This is a genomic window from Rhizobium skierniewicense Ch11, from assembly GCF_023757665.1.
Lineage (GTDB): Bacteria > Pseudomonadota > Alphaproteobacteria > Rhizobiales > Rhizobiaceae > Agrobacterium > Agrobacterium skierniewicense.
This window is the reverse complement of record NZ_RXPG01000016.1, coordinates 270,016-293,926: the sequence shown is the minus strand read 5'-3', so window position 1 is coordinate 293,926 and position 23,911 is coordinate 270,016. Positions and strand designations below refer to the sequence as shown.

Below are 23,911 nucleotides of genomic sequence, written 5' to 3'. Positions count from 1 at the left end.
CCTTCCATTTTCCGTGCACACATAGCCAAATCCTTCCATTTACAGTCGATTCCAAGCCTTCTGGCTAGTTTCCATCCAAAAATACGCGCACTTATCCAGACCATCCGCATGTTCGACTGCAGATAATTTATATATTAATACGCCAATTCGATCTGCAAATATATATTCCTATATATGCAGTATTGTGAATTTAGTTATTTTATATCTTCGTATTCTATCCTTCGATTCACCTCTTTCCTTCAACAAGACGCACCTATTCGTTCACGCAGCTCATTGAGCTCGCGTCATCACCATTCGTTGCTTGCCCAACCCATAAGCTGCACAAGCCATTTCAACGGGGCGCTGAAAGTTACCTCGCAACTGTATATGTTGGCACCTCTCAGCGCCCCCCCCAACTATCAAAACGCATTTCCAGCCAGCATCCGGGCCCGCACGCCAGGCTGAAATATAATCTTCCTCGTCTTCCTACTTCTCTGCCGCTACTCGCACTCCAAACTCAGCCATGCTCGAAATACATCGACGCGCAACAAGAATGCCCGTTCTGCCCATAGGTCACCAACGGGTTATTCCGCCTGCACAGCGCGCATTTCATTTATCGAGTTCTGTTAAGACAACTGAGTACCATCAAAACAAAACCCGCCACCTTCTTCATCTGGGGGCTTCCAGCACGAGAACGCGACCTCAAACACCATAAAGGAAAAATCTCTCGTCGTAAACTAAAATATGACTATTTTCCTATTTTGATTTACGACGGTGCAACCTTTAATCGATTCTCGATAAAGAGCTGTAACCCAATTAGTAATTGCCATCGAACCATCGGCTTCGACTGAGACACTATGCTAATCTTTGCTGACATGAAGTTTCGCCTCATCCAGAGCCAGAACCAACATCATCTCAGATAAAGACAGTGGATGAACCTGTCTGTGCATGCCCACCAGAATCAATGGCATCGCCGATACGACCGGCGGACTTACCGTTTATGAAGACGGTGAATAAGCCAACGGAACGCTTGCGGTCGTGGATGGGTTTGGGCAGACCAAACAGCCATGAGGCACACAGGTGTCACCGACACGCATCAGGGGCTTGTCATTGACAAATAATACGTTTGGACTTCCGCCGGTAGCGAGTGTAGGCAGGAGTGGCCAGAACCTATACCAGTACAGCGGTAGGCCTGAGGCACTTCTTTAACTCCAAGCAGAAGTCAGGCTGCAAGGCATAATGGTAGAATAATTCCCTAATAAAAAAAGTACATACCAGTCCTGACAGCGCTACGGATCATAAATCCTAGGGTTACTGCCCATATTACTATCAGAAACGGACGAATAAAGAGAAACCGTTGTGAATTAGAAAAATTAAAATTATAAAACGTGATCCACTGGTCTATTTTTAAATGATCTAATTCACTATCAATGGAAAAATCCCATTTTAAATTTTTGTAAAAAAAATACTCGCGATACTGAGAAAATATCAAATTACACAGCATAAAAAAGAAAAGCGAAGAAACTAAACATGCTAAAAAAAAATCAAAGATTATCAATTTAGATCCTTTCAAAACAAACACCGATAGGATTGCACACCACCTCAGACCAATAAATTGTATTATTTCACGCTAAAACATATTTTTACTGCTAATAGTATTATTCACACAACTGTCTGCGAATGAGAATTATTAAACCTTGCAAAGGAAAAGATTTCCTGAGCAGCATTACGAAAATCTTCTCTCGACAGATCGATAAATGTTTCTTGGTTGGACGCCGAGATGAGAATGCAACAATATAAAGTACCACGCTCCGGCTGATCCAGAATCGATCTTAACGAGTTGGCTTTCGGTAAAACATTACGATTGATAAGCCTTGTCGCTCTGACGAATGTGGCGGTTGGTACAAGGGGTACTTTCGTACGTCGCCACATCGCGACAACGTCATCAAAGGTAGCTCCCTGACACCACGATAACGCCGATGCGCCGTAAATTGTCTCACCAGTTCCGGCACAAAGTAGCTGCCATGCTTTTGCAGGACAATCGTTCAAGTATGCGAGATTTCTTTGATCAATTTCATCAATTGCTTTCAAGTTGTGATGTGACGGCGAAACAGAGGCAATTTGAGCCCAATGATTTGCATTACGATGGAGCCACTCCCACACGTTAGCAAGCATGATGTCAGGACCGAGTTTCCTCGCTCCAAGATAAACCAATTCATCCATAAGTTATGCCTCTATTGCGCAGGAAGTGGTTCTTCAAAATGTCTAGATACCAGCGTGTCAGATATAGGATACCCGACTATTGGCAGTTGCCTTAAGAACGGATGGATGTTGTTCGCCATCTTTGACAAGGGTTGAATATTCGGGCTCTCTGCTGGTCTATGATCAAGCTTAAGGGACGCTAAAGCTGCTTCAGAATATTCATGCCAGAGGTCGTAAGTCCGCTCAACGTTCCACTTACCATCAAGGCGACTAACACTTACGCCGATCGATCCGTCATCTAAGTTGTAAACCTGCTGATCTCGGACGTACATCCGTTCACCAGCAATTACATCCGGCGAAATATCCAGTCTATATAATTGCGCGCCAGCAACCATTACATCGACTGAGAATCCACTTATGGTGCCCCAAGCCTGACTTAAGTCCCAAAAAGACATGGGCATATCAGTGACAAATTCCGTACCGTTATTATTCAATAAAGCTAACAACTTAAGGCCAGTGTCAGCTTCTTCAACAGAACGGACGTCGTTGAAGTAATCGCTGTAATTGACGACGTCCTCATTACGATCGACAGCACGCTCCAAAGAGGGATCTCGTATTCGACCCGCCTTCCCAGTGCCTCGTAATAGTTTCCCTGTCCCGAATCCAACGCTCGGTCCGCAACCAGCAAGATGAACCACCCCTATTTGAAGGTTATCGTGGGCCAAAAAAATTAGAGAGTGAAACCCGCATCCAAGGCTGATAGTCGAGCTATATGCTGCGCTCCAACGACGTGACGGCGAATTATTTAAGCCCAACCATTCAGTTGCCTTTTTAGGATCTTTTCCAAATGGAAAACTATTGTTGTCACCCATTTTGCGCCCTCGGCAGAACGATGCAAATCGCATCGTTATTTACGTTGATTGCGTAAGTCCGGCAGGACTTAGCGCCGAGATTATTCATGCAGGCCCGAAGTGATTCCGATTCTATTTCGCTCCGCGTACATTTTTTAGATGCGCAGTAAAACAAATCTATTTTTCCGTTATCGAAATCGGCGTTTACCAGCGATGTCCTACCAGGATCGACGTCAAGTAGATTGACCTGCTCACGCAAGCGCTCATGAATCTCTGGAGTACCAAAATGGCCCAACCCGAAACGAACATCATAAGAGTCGCGAGCAATTTTCATGATCTCATGAAATCGCGCTGATTTATCGTATCCTTCGAAATCACAAAACAATTTGGAGTTGGCTTTGCTAATTTCAGGTAGAAGAAAAATAGATACCGCCAAACAAATATATGATGGCTTCAATCGAATTCTAAAGCGCTTAGTTGATATCAACTCTACCTCCCTTGATTATAAAACCATTATCAGCTTTCTGTTCTACTTCTTTGCCGTCGAAAGAAATTTTCCCTTCACTGTTAGCCTCTATATTTCCTTCGAAATCTAGGAACAAATTAACACCGGCGATCTGTACGTCACCGTTTCTATTTAACAATATGCCTGACTTTCCGCAGGTGATATGAATTTCCCCAGCAGACGTGACGGAGAAACTAGTTTCAGCGCGCATACCTATCGCACGACCGCTATCAACGCTTACTAGACGACCAGCTGAAATTTGCTGGGTGTTGCCCGCGTGCGAGTGATTGGATAAACCAACTGAGGTGTTTTTCATCCCGAGCGTAGTCTCCATGATGCCTTTTTCTGTGAAGATTGTGAGAAATCCTCGACCAACCGTACCAATATTAGGCAAATTAAGAGTGCTGGCCACTGCAGATATTCCGCCCCATGCTTTCTTGATGGCCGAGTTGATTGCTCCCTCAGTGCGCAAGCTGCCGACATGTATACTCATGTTTCCGCCAATTACCTCGTCGTGATTTTGCTCAACTTCGAGATATTTATTATGCCCAACTGACTGAACCCAGTTTTTGTCGATTCTTTCGGTGTGATTATTGTTTGTCTTTTCGTTTCTATCCTTCTGAGCATGGATATAAACTTCCTCGCGACCTATATCATCTTCAAAGCTTAGCTCATTAAATCCTTGGCCTTTGTGCGTCTGTGTCCTGAACGTGCTCTTCGTCTTATTCGCTGGCAAATCATACGGCACCTTTTGCCTTGCATTCGGCACGACACCCGTCACCAGCGGCCGGTCCGGATCGCCATCGACAAAGGCGACCATCACCTCCATACCGATGCGCGGAATGATCTGGCCGCCCCAGGTGGCGCCAGCCCAGTTCTGGGCCACTCGCACCCAACACGTATCAGTCCCATCCTTCTTGGCCTTGCGGTCCCACGGGAACCACAGCTTGATACGGCCGTATTGATCCGGGTGGATTTCTTCGCCCTCGGGACCCGCCACGATGGCAACCTGCGTGCCTTCGATCTTTGGGCGCTTGGTCGTCCGGTGCGGGGTCAGCGGCACGCGGGCGGGGATGGCTTCGAACTGGTTTCGATATTCCGGCTCGTTGCTGTTGGTCTCGTAGGACCTGTCCACGATCGTGTGGCTTGCCCTGATGATCACATGCTCTTCGTATTCGTGCTCGGGATGAGCCTCCTCATAGGGCGTGAAGCGGCGGCCGGCTTCGAGAATGCGCGATGTCGATGCGCCGAAGACCCGGTCGTGGTCGGCCTCGATGGATTGTGCACGCAACTTCTGCGACCTCTCGGCCTCATCCACCGTTCTGATGCGGGCCGGGTATTCGTAGAGCTCGCGCTTGGTCGCATCGGGCATTTGTACCAGCGATGGCATCATCGTGCCCGGCACCATGCCCGGTGTCTCGAAATTCCAGTCGGCCCCAGCACGCTGGCCGGGCACATAGGAAAAACGACGGGCCCAGTCGTTAATGTGGTTGCGATCCGATGATCCTTGTGCCAATCTCACTTTGCCTTCGCCTTGAGCGGAGGGTGATGGTCCAAGCCATCCATTGGCGGTATCAGCCACATGCAGCTTGTGAGAGCCGTCTTCATGCGAAAACCAGTAGAATAATCCGTCCTCTTCGAAGCGACGTAGGAGGTAATCGAGGTCCAGTTCATTGAACTGCACGCTGTATTCTTGTGCAGGCGGTGGTTTGATGATGCCCGACGTATCCGGGGCGGGAATGCCGTGCTCGGAAAACAAGGTTTCGACGATGTCGATAGAGGTCTTGTTCTGCCAGATGCGGCAGTCGGAGCGGCGTGAAAGCAGCCACATCTGCGGGCGGATGGTCATGGCGTAGGAGCGCAAGCCGCGGGTGATGGGTGGTCCTTCGTGCAGGTCGGTCACCAGACCGTTGAACGGACGGCGGACACCACTGCCCTCTTCGCCATCCCCCTGCTGAACCTCGACCGACACATCAACCAGGCGCCCGATCAGCTCTTCCGGCTTCACCGCTTCCTTCTTGGCACGGACATTCAACTGTATTTCGAACAGCTGTGATACACCTTCGCTGATCACCATCCGCTCGGGCAGCAACTGGTCTTCGCCCAGCGGCGACTTGACCTTCAAAACACGGCTGGCCTGGATGAAATCGGACGACGAAGGCTGGTCGGTCATAGGGGAACCCGGGTGATCGGAAATATCAATCAAGTCTCAAAACCGGAACATAATGCAATCATTCATTGTGTCAACAATGTAAATTTCGAGAAAATACCCTCATTGTTCGCGTTTGTTGCGTTGCCCTGTGAGGCGATCACGGGTCATCGTTTCCATATCCCGTCAAGCTCGACCAAGTCAGGGAACAGATCGCCGTTCGATCGGTTCTTCTCTGCAGGGCGTAACGCCCGATAGGAAACATGGGAGAAGACGATGGATATTCCACAAAACACGGTCGTTGCCGTTGCGGATGGTGAGAAGCTGAGCCTTTTCAAAAATGATGGCGACGCGCAGAATGTAAAGCTGACGGCGATGCAGAATGCGGATGTCGATGACACCAAGATATCGTCTGGAGCGCGCCACTCCAGCAGCTCTGCAAATCCCGATGACAGCCAGCAGGACGAGGACGGCTTTAGTGCGGGCGTTGCTCAGATGCTGAACAAGCAGGTTCTGGATGGCAAGATCAAGAGGCTCGTGATCATTGCCGCGCCGCGCACGCTGGGCGAGATGCGCAAGGCGTATCACAAGTCTCTGTCTGACGTGTTGCTGGGCGAGCTCGACAAGGATCTGACGGGACATTCGATAGCGGACATCGAAAAGGTGCTGGCTGCGGCTTGACCTTCGCCTGGCGGGAATGGACGGCTACGGCCGCTCCATTCATCCGGCGCGGCGGCGCTTGAAGCGTCGCGTCACGCGCTCCTTCACGCCACTTGGCCGTTCAGGATCAGCGAGATCCGATTCTGCAAAGAGTTCTTCGTCAGCCGTCAAATCCCGCATCGGAACGTCCACCAGTCCGCGACCGCTTGCACGGTTAAGAGCGTCGATCGCGCCTATGACCGAACCGCTTGTTTCGATCTGACCCTGCAGCTCCCGCGGGTCGCAGCCCAGATGCTCCGAGATCAGGCCGTTGCGGTGCTCGATAATCTTGGCGGATAGAATGTCCTGATCAGGGCGGGCTTCGATGACCACGTCGCATTCGGAATCATATCCCATGGAGCGGTTGTTGAGATTAGCAGAGCCAATCTTGATCAGCCTGTCATCTGCGATCATGACCTTGGCGTGGACATAAATTGGCGTCCTCTCGTCGTTGACGGGATACATCAGCCTGAAACGGCCATAGGCGTCCGCGTCGCGCACCAGTTTCATCAGGCGAATCCGCGCCGAATCCATCGCTTTTGCTTCCAGCCAGCCCTCCGCACCGTCGGGGTTGATGAGGATGATTTCGGGGCCGTCGGCCTCCTGCAACCTGACGGCAATGGCTTCCGCAACCTTGCGTGAGGCGAAATACTGACTTTCGATGTAGAGGCATGTTTTCGTGGAGGCGATGATGGCGAGTTTGGCGGCCTCGATCTCGCTGACCTGCGACTGCTTGTCGAACTGCGGCAGCGTGCGCGCAATAGCAACCGAAATGTCGCGAAAATCGACATTGAGGGCATCGGGCCAGGGGTCGGACGATACGACGACAGGCTCCAGTGTCTCGGTTGTTGCAAGCTCCCAGCGCGTTCTTGCCAGTTGTCCCAACTCGGCAGCGGCGTCGCCGGAGATGCAGCTCGTTACGTCGTGCCAGGGCCCTTGGGAAAAACCCAGCGGGGACCGGCGACGTTGGTCGTTTTCCAAATGCTCGCGCGTATCCCAACGCCCAACCGTCATATCGATGCCGCCGCAGAACGCCACGCGATCATCGATCACGAGCAGTTTCATGTGGTGGGCCGACAAGGGCGGATGTGCGCTATCAAGTTTCAACTGCACCCTTTTGGAAAACAGCCAGCGCAGAATGTAAAACGGCGTTTCACCTCTGGTGATGGAGTTGATGAGGCCGATATCCCATTTCAGAATGCGCACGTCGAGGTCGTCGCGCCGTCTCGCAAGCCAGTTCAGAAAGCTGCCAAGTTTTTCCGGTGCCTCATCCTCGGCCTTGCCGGGCACAAGGTCGATGCGGGTGTCGAAATCCCAGCCGACCATGAAAATCGAGCGCTCCGCTTTCAGCATGGCACTACGGGCATGCTGGAAAAACGCGGCTGCATCAACGATGACACTCACGCGATCAGCACCGGCTATCTTCCAGCACGTTTCGCCTTCGACAAGTACAGACGTCATTCCAAGCCCCACGCATGTGTTGCTGTGCGGTATAAGGCAGAATGCGCCCCTGCAATAGCATAATTTTTCTCGACACCTGTTTCGTCCGCCCCGGTCTTCGTCTAACTTGCCTGTCGAATAGAGATGGAATGCCAGCGCTGGGCTTGGCCGCGCATCATGATTGGGGCCTCTTGGAAAGTTTTGTGAATGCGACAATGGATCAGTTGGGTGTATTCGGCATCGCCCTGCTGATGTTTCTGGAAAACATCTTTCCGCCTATTCCCTCCGAGCTGATCATGCCCTTGGCGGGATATCTGGCAACACAAGGCAATATCTCGATCCTCTCCGTCATCGCTGCAGGATCCCTCGGTTCCGTGGCAGGTGTCGTGCCCTGGTATTTTCTGGGGCGGCTTCTGGGAGAGAGGAAGCTGATGAAGATCGCAGCCCGTTATGGGCGCTGGCTCACCATGTCTCCTGCCGATGTAGAACACGCTGGCGACCACTTTCGCAAAAACGGCAAGACGTCAGTGCTTCTCGGCAGGCTGGTGCCGACGGTGCGAACCCTGATCTCGGTACCCGCTGGCATCGCCAGAATGCCATTCGGCTGGTTTCTGCTCTACTCCGCTATCGGCAGCCTCATCTGGACCGCCGCGCTCGCCTTTGCGGGCTTTGGCCTGGGGCAGGCCTATGGCACGGTGAAAGATTACATCAACCCGGTTGCAACCGGCGTTCTCGTCGTCATGATCGCCATCTATATTTACCGGGTTGCAACATTCAAAGCCTAAAGCGTGTCTCTGTGAATAGGATTCACTGCGACACGCTTTAGCTCTTCTTTTGTCGCATGTACGTTATCGTTTCATTGAGGACGATGAAACGCGACATGCTTTAGCGGCGACCCGCGCCGAAGATCTGAAGGGAGGCATCATGTCTGAACGCAACATCGTGCTTGTCGATCCGCTGCCACGCACGCTCGATCTCATCATGGAGCCGGATGTCCGCGCGCGGCTGGACAGGCTGGGAGAGGTGATCGTCTTGCAAGAGCAGCCCATGTCAGGCGATCAGGTGGATGCCCTCTTGGCTGATACGGTCCTGATCTTTGGCCAGACCGATATGCCGAGAGCGCGCCTTGATCGGGCGCCGAAACTCAAGGCCATCATCAATGTCGAATCCAACTTCATGCCGAACATCGACTATCAGGCGTGTGTGGAGCGTGGCATCTGGGTGATCACGCCGGCGTCTGCCTTTTCGTCGCCAGTGGCAGAGGCCTCGCTTGGCATGGCAATCGATCTGGCACGCGGCATCACGATTGCCGACAGGCAGTTTCGCAATGGCGTTGAGGAATACGGTCTTGCTGGCAACATGGATACGTTCCGGTACGCTGGTGCACCCATCGGCATCATCGGATTTGGAGACCTTGGCAAGGAACTTCGCGAACTGACGCGCCCCTTCAAGAACGAGGTGCATGTCTACGATCCCTGGCTGCCGAAAGAGATCGTCGAACGTCTGGACTGCGTTCCAAGTGCGCTGGACGATGTCTTTTCCAAGTGCCGGGTCGTTTATGTTTTCGCAAGTGTGACCAGTGAAAATCAGGGCTTCATCGGCAAACCCCAATTCGATCTGATGCAGCCGGGCTCCGCATTTCTGCTGATGAGCCGGGCCGCTGTCGTGGATTTCCCCGCTATGCTCAATGCCGTCAAATCTGGTCATATCCGTGCCGCGACGGATGTGTTTCCGGATGAGCCGGTTGCGGCTGACGACCCGGTCCGCTCCATCCCCGGTTTGCTGCTCTCTGCCCATCGCAGCGGAGGCACCCGCGATGCGTTCTACCAATTGGGGGCGATGGCGGTCGCAGATGCAGAACTCATCATGAAAGGCCTGCCACCACAGCTTTGCCGACGCGCAGACCCGGCGACGGCAAGCAGGCTGCGCTCCAAGCCAGTCAGTGTCTCCTGACGCCCCCCTGAAGCCGGAAACACCCCAGACCTGTCCGGCGCGGCCACGCCCCATGTTTCAGGATCTGGCGGAACCTGAAGAATATGCGGCGGCGGCAAGCCTATCTGCAAGCTCGTTGCCGATGTGTCCCTGGTGGCCTTTGCACCAGGCAACGGCAAGCTGCTGGTTTTGAAGGAGATGCCGATCGAGCGCTGTCCACAACGCCCAGTCTGCGATGCGGCGGTTTCTGGCGCGGGGATCGGGATTATAATGCTTCCAGCCATTGTTGCGCCAGATGGGCCGCCAGTGATTGCAACCTTCAACCACATGCATCGAATCTGACCAGATCGTGACTCGAGCCAAGGGGAAATTTTCGCTTGCCCATCGTGCAGCGTTCAGCGTTGCGACGACTTCCACGGCATTGTTGGTGCCGGCGGCCACAGTGCCAGACTGGGTGACGAGGATATCGTCGCCTTCGAACACCACGAACGCCCATCCTCCTTTTTTCGACACGACATCATAGGAACCATCCACGTAGATATCGACAGGCTGGGTACGCGCGAAACCGATGGTATCCGGCTTCAGAGAAGTTTCATGACTGGTCACGTTGAGGTCGCCATTTCGCAGTGTTGAGAAAGAGAACCGGGCGGACACCAACCCCATTCATGACTCCTCAATCCATTTGTAGTCTTGTAGCTCTTTGACGTTTTCATATGTGCTTATGGAGCCACGGGCTATGCTCGCATTTATTGATCGTTACGTAAAAGAGGCGTGTTCTACAAACCGTTTCGAAACGCGTCGCGATGTCCTGTTTTTTGCGCTGACGATCACGCTCTACGTCACGATCGTTGCCGATGTTCTCAATATTCTGGCTCATTACACGTTGAATGCACTCGGGCTGCTGCCATATGCCGTCGTTCCCGCAGCAACCGTCGGCGTCATCATCTCCACGCTCGTCGCGTCCAGTCTCACGTTCTCTATTGTCTATATCGTTGGCATTGCCATTCATCACCTGACAATCTCAAGAGCAACCTTCGAAAGATTGAGCCGCACCGACATGCTGTCCGGTCTGCTCAACAGACGGGCGTTTCTGGAGGAAGCCGTCCGCGCGCCAGCCAATTCTTCACTCATTCTGTTCGACATCGATAAATTCAAGTCCATCAATGATCGCTATGGCCACGATATCGGCGATCAGGCGATTATCGCGGTGGCCAACCAGCTTTCCGACATATTTGCGCAAAGCCAGGCGGTCGCACGGATTGGTGGAGAAGAATTTGCGGTACTGGTCTCCGCGCTGAGCCGCACGGAACGTCTGGCTCTGGCGCAACGCTGCGTGGAACTGGTCGCTGCCAAACCATTTTCCGCAGGAGGCAAGGGCTTTCGCATTACCATCTCCGGCGGGGTTGCCGATCATGAAGATCATTCCACCTTCGAAACATTGTTCAAGGCCTGCGACAAGGCGCTTTATCTCGCCAAGGCATCCGGGCGCAATCGCATCGTCCACAGCAGCGAGACGAAACCGCTCGAACGCCAGGATGAAAAACGCGCGACGCTTTCGCTTTAAAAACCAACCCGGTTCGCGGGAAATAGATGACCTCCCCCCAACGGAGGGAGGTCATCTGTCAGATCATTCGGCGGCAATCGCAACCTGCCCACCGTTCAGTGCGATCAACCTCTTTGCCCGTGCGAGGCTTTCAGGTTGTTCGGCGCGGTAGCGACGACCGACTTCCATCATCAGCACGGTGTCGGGAAGAAACGTCAGCTCGGAGAAAATCCCCTCCCAATCCATATCCCCCCAGCCGAGCGGCATGTGGAGATCTCCGATACCGAGCGCGGTATTTTCCTGAATATGGTGCGGTTTATAAAAGGCTTGCGGACGGCCGAAGCTGTCATGCACATGCAGATGCCCTGCTACCGGTGCCATGGCGCGCAACTCTTCACGGAAATTCAGACCACGATACGTGGATTCGATATAGGCATGGCTGAAATCGATCAGCGCCACGAGATTGGAGTGGCCGACGGTCTTCACGGTCTGCGCAAGCTCGGTTGGTGTCTGGCGATACTGACCCAGTTCCGTCGTGAAGATATTTTCGAATGCGATGCGCACGCCATAGGGTTTGCAGAACTCAGCGAGTGCATGCAGAGCGTCGCGCTCGCGGCTGTCGGCATCGGCGCGTTCTGCCAGTTGGTCGGCGCGCAGGCATCCGCCGTGCTGAACCAGAATACGCGCACCGATCCGGTCGCAGACAACGGCAAGCGCCTTGGCGGCATCCAGCTGGTACCGGCAGGTTGCCGGGTCCATGAAGTTTGATGAGACGAGGCCGTGCACGGTATAGCGGAAATCGAACTGCTTCGTGAGGGCAACGAGCCGCTCCGCCCGCTCCTCGACGATGCGTCCACCGGCGATGAGGTCGAGACTGGTCAGGCCCAGTTCGACCGTGTCAACGCCGATATCGGCGAGCGCGCGCAGGTCTTCTTCCAGGCTTTGCAGCTCTCCGTCTGTGGAGCCAGCATTAAAACCGGTACCGATGATGTTACCCATATTCGTATTCCTTCTCAGGCAGGTTGCGTTCGGGATTGGATTTCGCGACATAGCCGCAGGGCAAGGTCGGGGCTGTCTGATGTCAGATGGCCTATTCCTCGCTCCAGCCACGGACGGATCAGCGCCTCGTCGTTGAGCGTCCAGACGCCGAGACGAGCAAGCGGCAGATGTTGGGTGATGAGTGTCCATTCTGCGGACATCAGGTCATGATGAATGGCGACGATATCTGCCAGCCCTTCCACAGAGTGCAGAAAGCGCTCGAGCCCACCCTGCTTTTGCGCCCACTCGGCATTCACCGAAACGAGCCGCGCAACCTGTGGGGCAACCCGGCGGCACTCCTTCAGCACTGAAACGTCGAAGGATGTCAGGTGGCAGCGCGTGGACAGATCGAAGCGCTCGATCTCCGCGACGACTTTTTCGGTGATGCCGGGATAGGGTCGGTTTGCTTCGTCGGATTTGATTTCGACATGCAGCTGCTTGCCACTGGCCTGCGCCAAAACCGCCAGCACCTCTGCAAGCGTCGGCACCGTATCCGATGAACCCTCCAGATGCGTTGTCGCACGGGCATGGGATGTCAGCGTCCGGACAGGTCCGGTTTTATCCGTCGTTCGGTCAAGCGTGGCATCGTGGATGACGACCAGTTCCCCCGCATCGGTCAGGTGCACATCGAACTCGATGGCGTCGACATCCAGCGCCAGGACATTGCGGAAACCGGTGAGCGAGTTTTCAGGCCAGATATTGCGGGCGCCACGATGGCCGACGATCTTGGTCATGGGTGATATCCTTGATTAACGCAGGGTAGGATCGAGCTTGTCGCGCAACCAGTCCCCGACCAGCGAGATGGAGAGTGTCGTCATCATGATGACGAAGGCCGGGGCCAGCATGATCCAGGGTGCACGGGTGAGGTATTCGCGGCCGAAGCCGACCATGTTACCGAGGCTGGTTTCCGGCGGCTGAACGCCAAGGCCCAGAAACGATAGACCACTTTCCATCAGGATGATTTCCGGGAAGGTGAGCGTCATGGAAACGATGAGGGTTGCGGCGACATTGGGCAGAATGTGGCGCATGTAAACGCGCCAGGGCGTGGCACCCAGTTGCACGACAGCCGATGCATAGCCTTGAGCACCGGCCGAAATCGCCAGACCCCGCGCAATGCGAGCGTAGCGTTCCCACCCGTAAAACCCCATCAGACCGATCAGAAGCGGCATGGATGATCCGAAAAAGGCAAGGACCGCCAGCGACATGACGAGAAACGGCAGCGCCGCCTGAAAATCGGCCAGCATGAGCACGAACTGCTCGACCACACCACGGAATTTCGCGGCTGCAAAGCCGAGTGCCGTGCCGAAAACCGCTGAAATGATCGTTGCCCCGAAGGCGATGGTAAACGACACGCGGATGGACTGAACGAGACGTGACAAGACGTCGCGTCCGAGTTCGTCGGTCCCTAGAAAATGTGCCGGGTTACCCGGCAAAGATAGACGCGCCCGCAAATCCATGGCGGTGATACCATAAGGACGGATGGTATCGGCAAACACGGCAATCAGGATCATTGCCGCAAGCCAGGCTATCCCGAAGGTCACGGAGAAAGGCACTTTCCGCACCTGCCGGATGACGCGTGTGTAGAGCGAAGCCTCGCGTGCCGGTGAACGAGTGTTGTCTGCAAGGGTCATCACGGGTGTCCTCAATGGGCTGTCTGGCTGCGCAGGCGCGGGTCGAGCCAGCCGTACAGCAGGTCCACGATCAGGTTCGAGACGACCATGGTGGCGGCGATGAGCAGCAGAATGCATTGCACGACGGCAAGGTCCCGGTTGGTCACCGATACGACCAGCAGACGGCCAATACCGGGCCAGGAGAAGATCGATTCCACCACTACGGCCCCGGCAATCAACGTTCCGACCATAAAGCCGACGATGGTGACGATGGGTACGGCGGCGTTGGGCAGCGCATGTCGCCAGACGACATCCTGCCACCGCATGCCCTTGGCGGACGCGGCACGAATATAGGGTTGTCCCATCACCTCGATCATGGCGCTGCGCGAGAAGCGGGCGAGAATGCCGATGCCGCCAATGCTCATGGTCAGCGTCGGCAAAACACCGTGCTGCCAGGTATCGTGACCGCCCGATGGCAGCAGCCCAAGGGTGATTGAAAAGATCAGCACCAGCAACAGGCCCATGACGAAAGAGGGAATGGTAAATCCGAAGATCGCAGCCAGAATGACGCCGCGATCAACTGCGCTTTGGCGATGAAGGGCCGCGTAGACGCCGGCCGGAATGCCGATCAAGACTTTAAGAAAAAGCGCTGGGATTGTCAGTTGCAACGTCGCGGGAATACGCTCGATGACGAGTTGCATGGCAGACGCCTTGTCACGCATCGAGACACCGAAATCGCCCGTCAGGATCGACTTCATATAGGCGAGATATTGGATCCACAGCGGCTGATCCAGACCCCAGGCCTTGCGGAAGGCATCGACCGCGTCTTGCGGCACGTCGGGACCCAGCATGATCTGCGCGGGGTCTCCCGACATGCGCAGAACGATGAAAGCGAAGGTCATCACCGCGATGATGGTGACCAAGGCGCGAAGAAAGCGGACGGAAACGTAACGCAGCATGGACTATTCCTTACGCCGCGACCGGCTGATCGGCACTGGCGAGCAGATGGCAGGCAGCAGTGCGGCCAGCCGAGATCGGTCTCAGGGATGGAACGCTCGTGCGACAGAGGTCGACGGCAACGGGGCAGCGTGGGTGGAAGGCACAACCGGACGGGCGGTTGGCCGGGTTTGGCGGCTCGCCTTGCAGAATCGTTCGGCCCTGAAGCATTTTGCCCGGCACCGGCACGCTGGAGACGAGCGCCTTGGTGTAGGGATGCAAGGGTGTGGCGAAGATGACATCGGACGATGCCTCCTCGACAATGCGACCCAGATACATGACGGCCACGCGGTCTGCGATGTTGCGCACGACCTTGAGGTCGTGGCTTATGAAGACCATGGCGATATGGTTCTTCTCCTGCAGATCGCGCAGCATGTTGACCACCTGCGCCTGGATCGACACATCGAGCGCCGAAACCGGCTCGTCACAGACCAGAAGCTTGGGCCGTGAAGCGAGAGCCCGGGCAATGACAACACGCTGACGCTGACCACCGGAAAGCTCGTGCGGATACGATCCCGCCTGATCCGGTCGCAGACCGACGGCAGACATCAGTTCGGCAACACGGGTGTGCCGATGCTCTTTGGGAACCAGATTATGAATGGCAAGCGGTTCACCGATCTGCTCGGCAATGGTCAGACGCCGGTCGAGGACCGCAAGCGGGTCCTGATAGACGAGTTGCATCTTTGCCCGCAGTGCCCGCCATTCAGGCGTACCGAGTTTCGGCATCGGTTGGCCTTCGAAACGCGTTTGTCCCCATTGCGGCGGATCGATACCAAGAAGCATGCGGCCGAGTGTCGATTTTCCCGAGCCGGATTCCCCGACGATACCGAGCGTCTCTCCCGGCATCACATCAAGGTCGATGCCATCGACTGCGCGTACCGCTGCAGCCTTGCCGAACACGCCCTGGCGAACCTCATAGGTTCTGACGAGGTCTTTCGCCTCAAGAATAGGCGCCGTCACGACACGGCCTCCAGAACACGGGTTTCAGACGAGGACTTGTTACCTACCGGATGGTGGCATGAGAGACGGCGGTGATTGTCCAGCTCTGTCAACTCAGGCTGGCGGATGCGACAGTCCATCGCCACATTTACGCATCGAGGCGAAAACGCGCAGCCATGTGGCAGGTCGCGGGGGTGCGGCACGGTGCCGGGAATGGGGATAAGCCGCGATCGTGGACCATCGAGCCGCGGAATAGCGTCGAACAGGCCGCGCGTATAGGGATGCCTGGGATTATCGAACAGTGTCGCAATCGGTCCCTGCTCCACGATGCGACCGGCATACATGACGCAGGCGCGCTCGCAGACCTGGCTGACGGCACCCAGATCATGGCTGATGAAAATGGTCGCCATGCCGGTCTCGGCGCGAAGAGCGATCAGGAGGTCAAGGATCTGTGCCTGTATCGTGGCATCGAGCGCGGTTGTCGGCTCGTCGGCCACCAGAAGGTCGGGCTCTCCCGCCAGGGCCATGGCAATCATCAAGCGTTGGCATTGGCCGCCGGAAAATTCATGCGGGAAGAGATCGAACCTGTTGCGGGCATCGGGAATGCCGACCATATCGAGAAGGCGCAACGCTTCTTTCCTGGCAGCCTCACCCATCAAGCCGCGATGAATGGCGAGTGTCTCGGTGATCTGCCTGCCAATGCGCAAGACGGGATTGAGCGAGCTGGACGGGTCCTGAAAGATCATGGCGATGCGTTTGCCACGCACACCCTCCAGTACGGAACGCGGCGCGCCTAAAATTTCCTTGCCGTCGATTTTCACCGAGCCCGAGACGGTTGCTTTGCCGGGAAGCAGTCCCAGCGCCGCCAGCCATGTGACAGACTTGCCGCAACCGGATTCACCGACAAGGCCGATGGCCTCGCCGCGTGCGACATCAAGGTCGATACCGTGCAGCACCTGCACACCGTCGAAAGCGACTTTGAGGCCGCGCAATTCCACGAGATTGGAAGCCATAGGCGCTCATCTCCATTTCAGACATGAAAGACGCCGGCCGCATAAGACGACCGGCGCAGACGATCAAAGGGTTCAGGAATTCCAGTTGGCAGTCCTGAAATCCATGGCGAAGGCAGGGGCTGCCTTCCATTTCAGCGACGATTTCATGCCCGTGAAGACGGCATTCTGGTGCAGGACCTGATAGGCAGGGTCTTCGCGTTCACAGATTTCCAGCATGCGGGTGATCGCCTTCTTGCGAAGCGCATGGTCGGTGGAGGTTTCCAAGACAACGGAAAGCGTGTTGACCTCTTCGTTGACCCAATCCTTCTTCTGCTGTGCTTCGCCATTGGGGCCGAACTGCACGACCAGCGGTGTAATCGGATCATTGATGGAGTTGCCAGCCGACCAGTCACGAACGCCCTTGACGCTTTCGGGATCATGGATTTGCGCCCAGTTTTCCTTCATCTGGATCTCGACGTTGAGGCCAACCTGCTTCCACATCTCGACCATGATCTGGGCTGTCGCGGTCTGGTTGGTGTAGTAGTTGTTGAGCAGGCGGTAAGGGATCGGATCGCCCTTGTAACCAGCTTCCTTCAACAGCTTCTGGGCCAGTTCCGGGTTGAACTCCGGTGTGGTCCAGCCGTCCACGAACATGTCGGTGGCCTTGAAGGATTCAAACTGCAGACCGGCCGGAACGACGGTCTGGCCAGCCCAGAGTGCATCCACAATTGCCTGACGATCGATGGAGTGCGTCATGGCGCGGCGAACGAGTGGGCTCTTGAGAACAGGGTTCTGCGTATTGAAGGTCGAGATGCGGTGGTTCCAGATGGTCGAATTCTGGACCTCAAGGCCTGGCGCGCCCTGAATGGCGGAAATCTGGTCGGGTGGCAGGTCGCAGGCAAAGTCATATTCGCCCGATAACAAACCGTTGACGCGGGAGGCCACTTCGGGGACTTCGACGAAACGGATCTGCTGAAGGGGTGGACGGCCACCCCAATATTCATCGAACGCGGCGAGCGTCAGTGACACGTCAGGTCTATAATCGGCCACCATATAAGGACCGGTCGTGACAGGCTTGCGCGCCCAATCCACATATGTTTTGGCTTCGTCCCACGAGCGGCGGCTGGTGATCTGGCTGCCGAAAGAATAAAGGCGACCTTCGAGTGTCACGTCCGGCGTCGCGTTGTGGAAACGAACCGTATATTTATCAACGACTTCGACACCGGCCAAAGCAGGCCAAAGACGACGGCCGACACCCGGAATGATGGCCGGCAGTTCCTTGGCGGTCACTGGCTTGTTGTCGTCTTCGAAAACCGTCTTGCCACCCTTTGGCTCGGTATTGCCGAACAGACGCTCTTTCGAAAACGAGAAGGCAACGTCTTCTGCTGTCAGTTCATCGCCATTGTGAAACTTCACGCCCTGCCGCAGTTTCAATTCAAGCGTCTTGTCGTCGATACGCTTCCACTCGGTCGCAAGACCGGGTACCGGCCCCTGGTCGCCCATCCAGTTTCGATTGATCAGGCCCTCCCACAGATTGGGGAAGAAAACCCGTTCACCGACATTCGACTGTTCGTTCCAGATATCCAGCGTGTTGTTGTTGGTGATCTTCTGAACGGCGATGGTCACGGATGGGCGAGCGCCCTGACTGAATGACATGTGCGGCAGGATGATGCTGCCCGCAGCAGCGGACATGAGCCCCAGCGCGTGGCGGCGGTTGATGGAAAGCATGGATCACTCCTGTGTAAGCAAAGGACGATACGGACGCGCAGAGACATGCGCAGCGCCGCAGGGCGCCGCGTCAGGTTCCGTTCAAGTGAACTGTCGATCTCGTGTCGGGAAACGCAGAGATCAAATCTCTTTACCGGCTTCTCAACTTCGATTACCTCTAGGTTACAAATGTTACGCTGTTGTGACATTTGAGAGAGGGATCCTATGCCTCATCAGCAAAGCATGGTGCGCGCGTCGTGGCTCTATCACGTCGAGGGGTTGACGCAGGCCCAGATTGCCGAGCGCATGCTGTTGACCCGGCGCAGGGTGAACGAACTTCTGGCAGCAGCGCTCGATCAGGGCGTGGTGCGGATCAGCTTCAACTCTCCTTTGACGGAAAATATCGAGCTGGAAGCCGAATTGCGGCAGTGCTTCGGCCTCACGGATGTCGTCATCGTTCCAACACCGTCCGACAAAAATCAGATCGCAACCGTCATCGGCCGTGCAGCGGCGATGTATCTCGAGCGATTGATTCAGGCGAGCGAACCGACATCACTGGGTGTGGGTTGGGGCGCGACGCTGCGGGAAACCGTGCACCACATGGCCCCGGCCAATGCGCCAGATGTAAAAGTTCGCTCGATGATGGGCGGTCTGACGCGCGGCTCTGAAATCAACACATTCGAAATCGTGCAACGTTTTGCTCAGGTGATGAGCGCCGAGTGCCATTATCTCGCAGCGCCCATCTACGCCGATAGCCCGCAGTCCCGTGACACGATTATCTCTCAACCCGTTTTTGACAGTCTTCTGAAAGAGGCGACAGCCGTCGATATATCGATCCTCAGCGTTGGAGACGTCTCATCGGAATCGCTCCAGGTGCGCTACGGTCTGCCAGACGGCACGGACATTGGCGATATCACATCCGCCGGTGCGGTAGGCGACCTTCTGGGCCGTTATCTGGACAAAAACGGGGTGGAAGTGGATCATCCACTCAACCGACAGGTCATCTCGCCATCCATAGAGGAGTATCGAAAAATACCCACACGCGTCATTGCATCGGGCGGCGACCACAAGAAGAGTATCTTGAAAGCCTGCATGATTGCAGGCCTTGCCACGACGCTGATTACCGACTCAGATAACGCTCACCATCTGCTTGAACGCGATGCTGAGTGAACAAAGCCGGACGCCTATGAAAACGAATTATCCGCTTATCGTCACGGCACATGTCGCTGACGCCGATCTTGCGCCATTCGCGGCACTGCGCGCGCAGCATTTTCCACCGGACAGAAATTTCCTGCACGCGCATGTCACCATGTTTCACCGTTTGCCCGGTGAATATATTGATGCCATCTTGGAGGTCTTGAGAACCGTTGCGGGGTCGACAGGACAGATCGAGGCCAGCGTCAACGGTGTTCGACATCTGGGGTTCGGTGTCGCCTTCACGATTGACAGTGCAGAGCTTCAGGTCGCCAGAACCCAGCTAAAAAACCATTTTTCCCATTGGCTGAACCCGCAGGACACACAGCCATGGCGTCCGCACATCACCGTTCAGAACAAAGTGTCAAAAGCAGCTGCAGATACGCTGTTTCACGAATTGAAACACGATTTCGAACCAAGGCAGCTGCGTATCAGCGGCTTCGATCTGTGGGCATATCTTGGTGGCCCGTGGCGGCTGGAAGCATCGCTGGGATTTGAGCGCGTTGCGTGAGTGTTTCCTTCAAGTGGTTCACGCCACGTCTGTCATGGTGACGGGAACTCCTGGGCATCAACTGTGTTAAACCTTGGTAAAAACAATCAATAACCGAGGAAACAACCATGAAAACATATGTAATCGGCACAGTGTTTGCACTTGGCTTTGTCTCGCTTGCCGCGGCACAAGGAACCGGAACCGGTGGCACGGATGGAGCGGCGGGCGCTGCATCCAGCAGCGGCACAACCTCCTCCAGCAGCGGCATGGACAGCGGAAACAAGAGTACCAATTCTCAGAATTCCGGAGCAACCGGATCACAGGCCGACGGCGATACAAACAACGCCAATTGCACACCCGGCGGCCAGACGGCAAAGGGTTCGGCAACAACCGCTACGCCCGGAACACCCTGCCCGGCAAAGTGATCGCTGGCAAGGACACGAGCCCGGCCACGCGCCGGGCTTTGATCAATGTAGACCTCACTTCTCTCCAAACGAACTTTTGTGCAAAAGCTTTGCCAGCCAGTCAACGAAGACGCGGACCTTGTTTGTGACGTGTTTCGTTTGCGGGTAGACGATATAGATCGGCATCGGCTCTTGCTTCCATTCGGGAAGAATGCGCACGAGGTTGCCTTTGGCCAGTTCCCCCCGGATAGCGAAGGGGGCGAGTTGGCCGACACCCATTCCGGCCAGAACGGCGTTCTGATAGGTACGGCTGTCATTGGCCGAGAGGATGTATCGCGGGCTCACCTCGACGGAGCGGGTGCCGTTATCAAAGGCGAACGTCATGATGTGTCCGGTGGTGGCATTAAAATAGCCGACACTATAGTGGTTTTCCTCAAGCTCCTCCGGTTCAAGCGGCATACCGAACCGTTCGATGTAACCCGGTGAGGCGCACGTCACGAGATGGAGGTCTGAGACCTTGCGGGCAATCAGCGACTGATCGCGCGGCGTCCCTACCCTCAGGGCGCAGTCCACATTTTCCGCGATGTAGTCCACCAGCCTGTCGCCCACACCAATATCGAGCCGAATGAGCGGGAAGCGTTCGTGGAAATCGCACAGATTGGGTATGATGATGTGATCGGCGAACGCGCCTGCCATCTCGACGCGAAGACGGCCCGATGGTTGAACATTGGCGTTGGACAGGCTTGCATCCAGTTCGTCGACTTCTGATAGGATCTGGATAGCGCGTTCATAATACAAGGCACCGTCAGTCGTTACCATGACCCTGCGCGTCGTCCGATTGAGAAGCGTTGTGCGTAAATGCGCCTCAAGCCCCTGTATCATATTGGTAACAGTGGTTTTCGGCATGTCCAAGGCACTGGCCGCGCGTGTAAAATTACCGGTTTCGACCACCCGCGCAAAGACGCGCATTGCCGCGAGTTGATCCATAGACACCGTCCTTGATCTGATTATCCATAATTTTGGAATAGTGTTTTCATTTTTGGACGCTTGCGCGAACTCTTTCGAACAATCATACCTAATTCAGAAATGACTGCAAGAGCAGGTTCTTTTTTAAAACCTGCTGAGGAAATGCAATGAACACGCAATGGCACACCATGGAGAGTCGTGGCACCAGCCAGCCACCTCTATCGGTTCGTGTTTATAAAGGCGAAGGCGAAAACCGCGCCCCACCGCTGGTGTTGTATTTGCGGGGCGGCTCGTTTCTGGAACAAGGTGGCCAGTGCGCGGAATTGCCGGTGGCAAGAGCGCTGGCGGACAGGGGTGCCGTCGTGATCGAGGCGGATTACAGCACCTCGTCGCACAACGAGTTTCCGGCCGTGATCGATTGCGCATTCGATGCTCTGGATTGCCTGAGCAAAAACCGCAAGGACTATGGCAGCGCGAAATCGCTGCTGTTTGTGGCGGGCGAAGAGGCGGGTGGCAATGTTGCGGCGGGTTTGGCGCTGAAAGCACGCGACCGGATGCCTGGAAAATTGGCAGGGCAGATTTTGCTGTCGCCGATGATCGACCCGCAGATGGCGTCCACATCGTTTCGTGAGGCTGACAAGATTGGCATGCGGCAACGCTGGGCAGAGGGCTGGAGCCACTATCTGGCAAGGGCCTGTGGGTTTGCCCACCCCTATGCCGCACCGTGCCAGTGTACGCGGCTCAACCGCGTGGCACCGGCGTTGATATTTACAGCCGAGGACGATCCTCTGCGCGACGAGACCGTGGATTATGCCGGTCGTTTGAGCGAAGCGGGGGTGCAGGTTCGGCAGCATATTTTCCCCACCGGTTCCGGCTGGACGGGGCTTTATCGTGGTGGAGGTGGCAAATGGCTTCCGGCTGTTTGCACCGAGTTTGCGGATTTTGTTCAAGACCTGAAGCAGTAGTATTTTTCGACATAACTGACAGGCTCCCCGAGGAGCCAAGGAGACACCCATGACGCTCAAGAACAAGCGCCGTGCCCTTGCGGGTGCTGGCTTAGGCCTTGCCGTGTCCGTTGCAGCGGCGGCATTTTTATTCGACTTTCCCATGTCAACTGGTGCCGTGGCGGCATCAGCGCAGGCGCAGGCACCAGCACCGGCGATTCCAGTCACGGTCGCGGTTGTCGAAAGCCGTGACATTACTCATTGGGAACAGTTCTCCGGTCGCCTCGAAGCTGTCGAGCGGGTCCAGATCCGGTCGCGCGTTGCAGGCCAGATCCAGGCTGTTCACTTTCGCGAAGGCGCGCTGGTAAAGGCTGGCGATGCCCTCTTCACAATCGATCCGGCACCCTATCAGGCCACGGTCGCGGGTGCCGAAGCGCAGGTCGCCTCCGCCGACGCCAAGGTGAGCCTAGCCAGAACCGAACTCGAGCGCGGTCGCAGAATGTCCGACAATCGCACGATCTCGCAGAGTGACTTCGACCAGCGCCAAAGCAATGTTGCGGATGCTGAGGCGCAAGCGCGGGCAGCACGGGCAGCCCTGACGACGGCCCAGCTTGACCTCAGCTATACCGAACTTCGTGCGCCGGTAGCGGGCCGCGTCGGCAAGCTTGAAATCACCGTTGGCAACCTTGTCGCGGCCGGTTCGGCCTCTCCCGCACTGACCACGCTGGTCTCCGTCGATCCGATCTATGCAAGCTTCAACGCCAGCGAAGACATGGTCGCGAAGGCATTGTCGCAGCTTCCGGTTTCCGATGGTGCGCTTCGGGCTCTGGAACAGATCCCCGTCGAAGTTGGCACGCTGGCCGATGAGGGCACGCCGATCAAGGGCACCTTGCACCTCATCGACAATCAGGTCGATAGCGCAAGCGGCACGATCGGGGTTCGCGCCGTGTTCGCCAACACCGATGGACGTCTGATCCCCGGCCAGTTCGTGCGGGTTCGCATGGGTGAGCCGAAGTCGGAAAACCGCATCGTCATCACCGATCGCGCCATCGGCACCGATCAGGACAAGAAATTCGTGTTCGTGGTGGATGGTGACAACAAGGTGAATTACCGGCAGATCAAGCCCGGCCCGTCTGCGGATGGTCTACGCGTGGTCGAAAGCGGTCTTGCCGTGGGAGACAAGATTGTCGTCAACGGTCTCCAGCGCATCCGCCCCGGCGCCATCGTTGCCCCGCAGATGGAAGAAAAAGTCGCCGCGTCGCAGTAAACATTCCGGCGGGCCAGCTCCCAGCGGCCCGCCGATCCATTGATCAGAACAGAGAAAGAAGACC

The 23,911-nt window shown here is 55.7% G+C and carries 23 protein-coding genes; 9 read left to right on the top strand and 14 right to left on the bottom strand.

Annotated elements, in window-relative coordinates; all coding sequences use genetic code 11:
• Positions 1–1,641: 1,641 nt before the first annotated feature.
• The 4 genes from EKM04_RS13885 to tssI are packed head-to-tail and all read right to left on the bottom strand — an operon-like array spanning position 1,642 to position 5,710.
• Complete coding sequence (locus EKM04_RS13885; protein ID WP_183897995.1) at positions 1,642–2,202, bottom strand: hypothetical protein; 561 nt, start codon at positions 2,200–2,202, stop codon at positions 1,642–1,644.
• Between the two features lie 11 nt (positions 2,203–2,213).
• The gene (locus EKM04_RS13880) at positions 2,214–3,053 is read right to left on the bottom strand and encodes a hypothetical protein (protein ID WP_183897994.1); all 840 of its coding nucleotides are present in this window, start codon (positions 3,051–3,053) and stop codon (positions 2,214–2,216) included.
• The gene (locus EKM04_RS13875) at positions 3,046–3,519 is read right to left on the bottom strand and encodes a hypothetical protein (RefSeq protein ID WP_183897993.1); all 474 of its coding nucleotides are present in this window, start codon (positions 3,517–3,519) and stop codon (positions 3,046–3,048) included. Before EKM04_RS13875 ends, EKM04_RS13880 begins: the two co-directional genes overlap by 8 nt.
• Positions 3,506–5,710: a type VI secretion system tip protein TssI/VgrG gene (tssI, locus tag EKM04_RS13870; protein ID WP_252094071.1), complete on the bottom strand. Its 2,205-nt coding sequence runs from the start codon at positions 5,708–5,710 to the stop codon at positions 3,506–3,508. Before tssI ends, EKM04_RS13875 begins: the two co-directional genes overlap by 14 nt.
• 252 nt (positions 5,711–5,962) lie before the next feature.
• Between tssI and EKM04_RS13865 the strand changes: the two genes are divergently transcribed.
• On the top strand, positions 5,963–6,367 hold the full coding sequence (locus EKM04_RS13865) for a host attachment family protein (RefSeq protein ID WP_183895058.1): 405 nt from the start codon (positions 5,963–5,965) through the stop codon (positions 6,365–6,367).
• 39 nt (positions 6,368–6,406) lie between these two features.
• On the opposite strand, the gene EKM04_RS13860 is transcribed toward EKM04_RS13865, so the two are convergent.
• Positions 6,407–7,846, bottom strand: a complete 1,440-nt coding sequence (locus EKM04_RS13860; RefSeq protein ID WP_183895056.1) for a phospholipase D-like domain-containing protein — start codon at positions 7,844–7,846, stop codon at positions 6,407–6,409.
• Between the two features lie 182 nt (positions 7,847–8,028).
• Here EKM04_RS13860 and EKM04_RS13855 point away from each other — a divergent pair, with 182 nt between their 5' ends.
• Together EKM04_RS13855 and EKM04_RS13850 are read left to right on the top strand one after the other, a co-directional pair.
• Complete coding sequence (locus tag EKM04_RS13855) at positions 8,029–8,610, top strand: DedA family protein (protein WP_252094070.1); 582 nt, start codon at positions 8,029–8,031, stop codon at positions 8,608–8,610.
• Between the two features lie 139 nt (positions 8,611–8,749).
• Positions 8,750–9,778, top strand: coding sequence for a hydroxyacid dehydrogenase (locus EKM04_RS13850; protein ID WP_183895054.1), 1,029 nt, complete (start codon positions 8,750–8,752; stop codon positions 9,776–9,778).
• A gap of 57 nt (positions 9,779–9,835) precedes the next feature.
• Here EKM04_RS13850 and EKM04_RS13845 read toward each other — a convergent pair whose 3' ends face one another.
• On the bottom strand, positions 9,836–10,420 hold the full coding sequence (locus EKM04_RS13845) for an RNase H family protein (protein WP_183895053.1): 585 nt from the start codon (positions 10,418–10,420) through the stop codon (positions 9,836–9,838).
• 73 nt (positions 10,421–10,493) lie between these two features.
• Between EKM04_RS13845 and EKM04_RS13840 the strand changes: the two genes are divergently transcribed.
• Positions 10,494–11,321 (top strand): GGDEF domain-containing protein, encoded by an 828-nt coding sequence (locus EKM04_RS13840; RefSeq protein WP_183895051.1) that lies wholly within the window; start codon positions 10,494–10,496, stop codon positions 11,319–11,321.
• Between the two features lie 63 nt (positions 11,322–11,384).
• Here the strand turns inward: EKM04_RS13840 and EKM04_RS13835 are convergent, their stop codons facing one another.
• From EKM04_RS13835 to EKM04_RS13805, 7 genes are all read right to left on the bottom strand, one after another.
• Positions 11,385–12,299 carry a TIM barrel protein gene (locus tag EKM04_RS13835; RefSeq protein ID WP_183895049.1) on the bottom strand — a complete coding sequence of 305 codons (915 nt, stop codon included), beginning with the start codon at positions 12,297–12,299 and terminating at the stop codon, positions 11,385–11,387.
• A 14-nt stretch (positions 12,300–12,313) separates the two neighbouring features.
• Entirely contained in the window at positions 12,314–13,072 is a 759-nt protein-coding gene (locus EKM04_RS13830) for a glycerophosphodiester phosphodiesterase family protein (RefSeq protein WP_183895047.1), read from the bottom strand.
• A 15-nt stretch (positions 13,073–13,087) separates the two neighbouring features.
• Entirely contained in the window at positions 13,088–13,969 is an 882-nt protein-coding gene (locus EKM04_RS13825) for an ABC transporter permease (protein WP_183895045.1), read from the bottom strand.
• 11 nt (positions 13,970–13,980) lie between these two features.
• Positions 13,981–14,907 (bottom strand): ABC transporter permease, encoded by a 927-nt coding sequence (locus EKM04_RS13820; RefSeq protein ID WP_183895043.1) that lies wholly within the window; start codon positions 14,905–14,907, stop codon positions 13,981–13,983.
• Positions 14,908–14,917: 10 nt separating this feature from the next.
• Complete coding sequence (locus tag EKM04_RS13815; RefSeq protein ID WP_183895042.1) at positions 14,918–15,904, bottom strand: ABC transporter ATP-binding protein; 987 nt, start codon at positions 15,902–15,904, stop codon at positions 14,918–14,920.
• Positions 15,901–16,896, bottom strand: coding sequence for an ABC transporter ATP-binding protein (locus EKM04_RS13810; RefSeq protein WP_183895040.1), 996 nt, complete (start codon positions 16,894–16,896; stop codon positions 15,901–15,903). Before EKM04_RS13810 ends, EKM04_RS13815 begins: the two co-directional genes overlap by 4 nt.
• A 72-nt stretch (positions 16,897–16,968) precedes the next feature.
• Positions 16,969–18,603, bottom strand: a complete 1,635-nt coding sequence (locus EKM04_RS13805; protein ID WP_183895038.1) for an ABC transporter substrate-binding protein — start codon at positions 18,601–18,603, stop codon at positions 16,969–16,971.
• A 204-nt stretch (positions 18,604–18,807) separates the two neighbouring features.
• Here EKM04_RS13805 and EKM04_RS13800 point away from each other — a divergent pair, with 204 nt between their 5' ends.
• The 3 genes from EKM04_RS13800 to EKM04_RS13790 all read left to right on the top strand — a co-directional run bounded on the left by EKM04_RS13800 (position 18,808) and on the right by EKM04_RS13790 (position 20,691).
• Positions 18,808–19,752 carry a sugar-binding transcriptional regulator gene (locus EKM04_RS13800; protein ID WP_174155502.1) on the top strand — a complete coding sequence of 315 codons (945 nt, stop codon included), beginning with the start codon at positions 18,808–18,810 and terminating at the stop codon, positions 19,750–19,752.
• A gap of 16 nt (positions 19,753–19,768) precedes the next feature.
• On the top strand, positions 19,769–20,287 hold the full coding sequence (locus EKM04_RS13795) for a 2'-5' RNA ligase family protein (protein WP_183895036.1): 519 nt from the start codon (positions 19,769–19,771) through the stop codon (positions 20,285–20,287).
• 107 nt (positions 20,288–20,394) lie between these two features.
• Entirely contained in the window at positions 20,395–20,691 is a 297-nt protein-coding gene (locus EKM04_RS13790) for a hypothetical protein (protein ID WP_183895034.1), read from the top strand.
• Positions 20,692–20,745: 54 nt separating this feature from the next.
• Here EKM04_RS13790 and EKM04_RS13785 read toward each other — a convergent pair whose 3' ends face one another.
• Positions 20,746–21,657: a LysR family transcriptional regulator gene (locus EKM04_RS13785; RefSeq protein WP_174155505.1), complete on the bottom strand. Its 912-nt coding sequence runs from the start codon at positions 21,655–21,657 to the stop codon at positions 20,746–20,748.
• Positions 21,658–21,803: 146 nt separating this feature from the next.
• Between EKM04_RS13785 and EKM04_RS13780 the strand changes: the two genes are divergently transcribed.
• Complete coding sequence (locus EKM04_RS13780) at positions 21,804–22,601, top strand: alpha/beta hydrolase fold domain-containing protein (protein ID WP_183895032.1); 798 nt, start codon at positions 21,804–21,806, stop codon at positions 22,599–22,601.
• Positions 22,602–22,650: 49 nt separating this feature from the next.
• The gene (locus EKM04_RS13775; RefSeq protein WP_183895030.1) at positions 22,651–23,847 is read left to right on the top strand and encodes an efflux RND transporter periplasmic adaptor subunit; all 1,197 of its coding nucleotides are present in this window, start codon (positions 22,651–22,653) and stop codon (positions 23,845–23,847) included.
• The last annotated feature ends 64 nt before the right edge of the window (positions 23,848–23,911 follow it).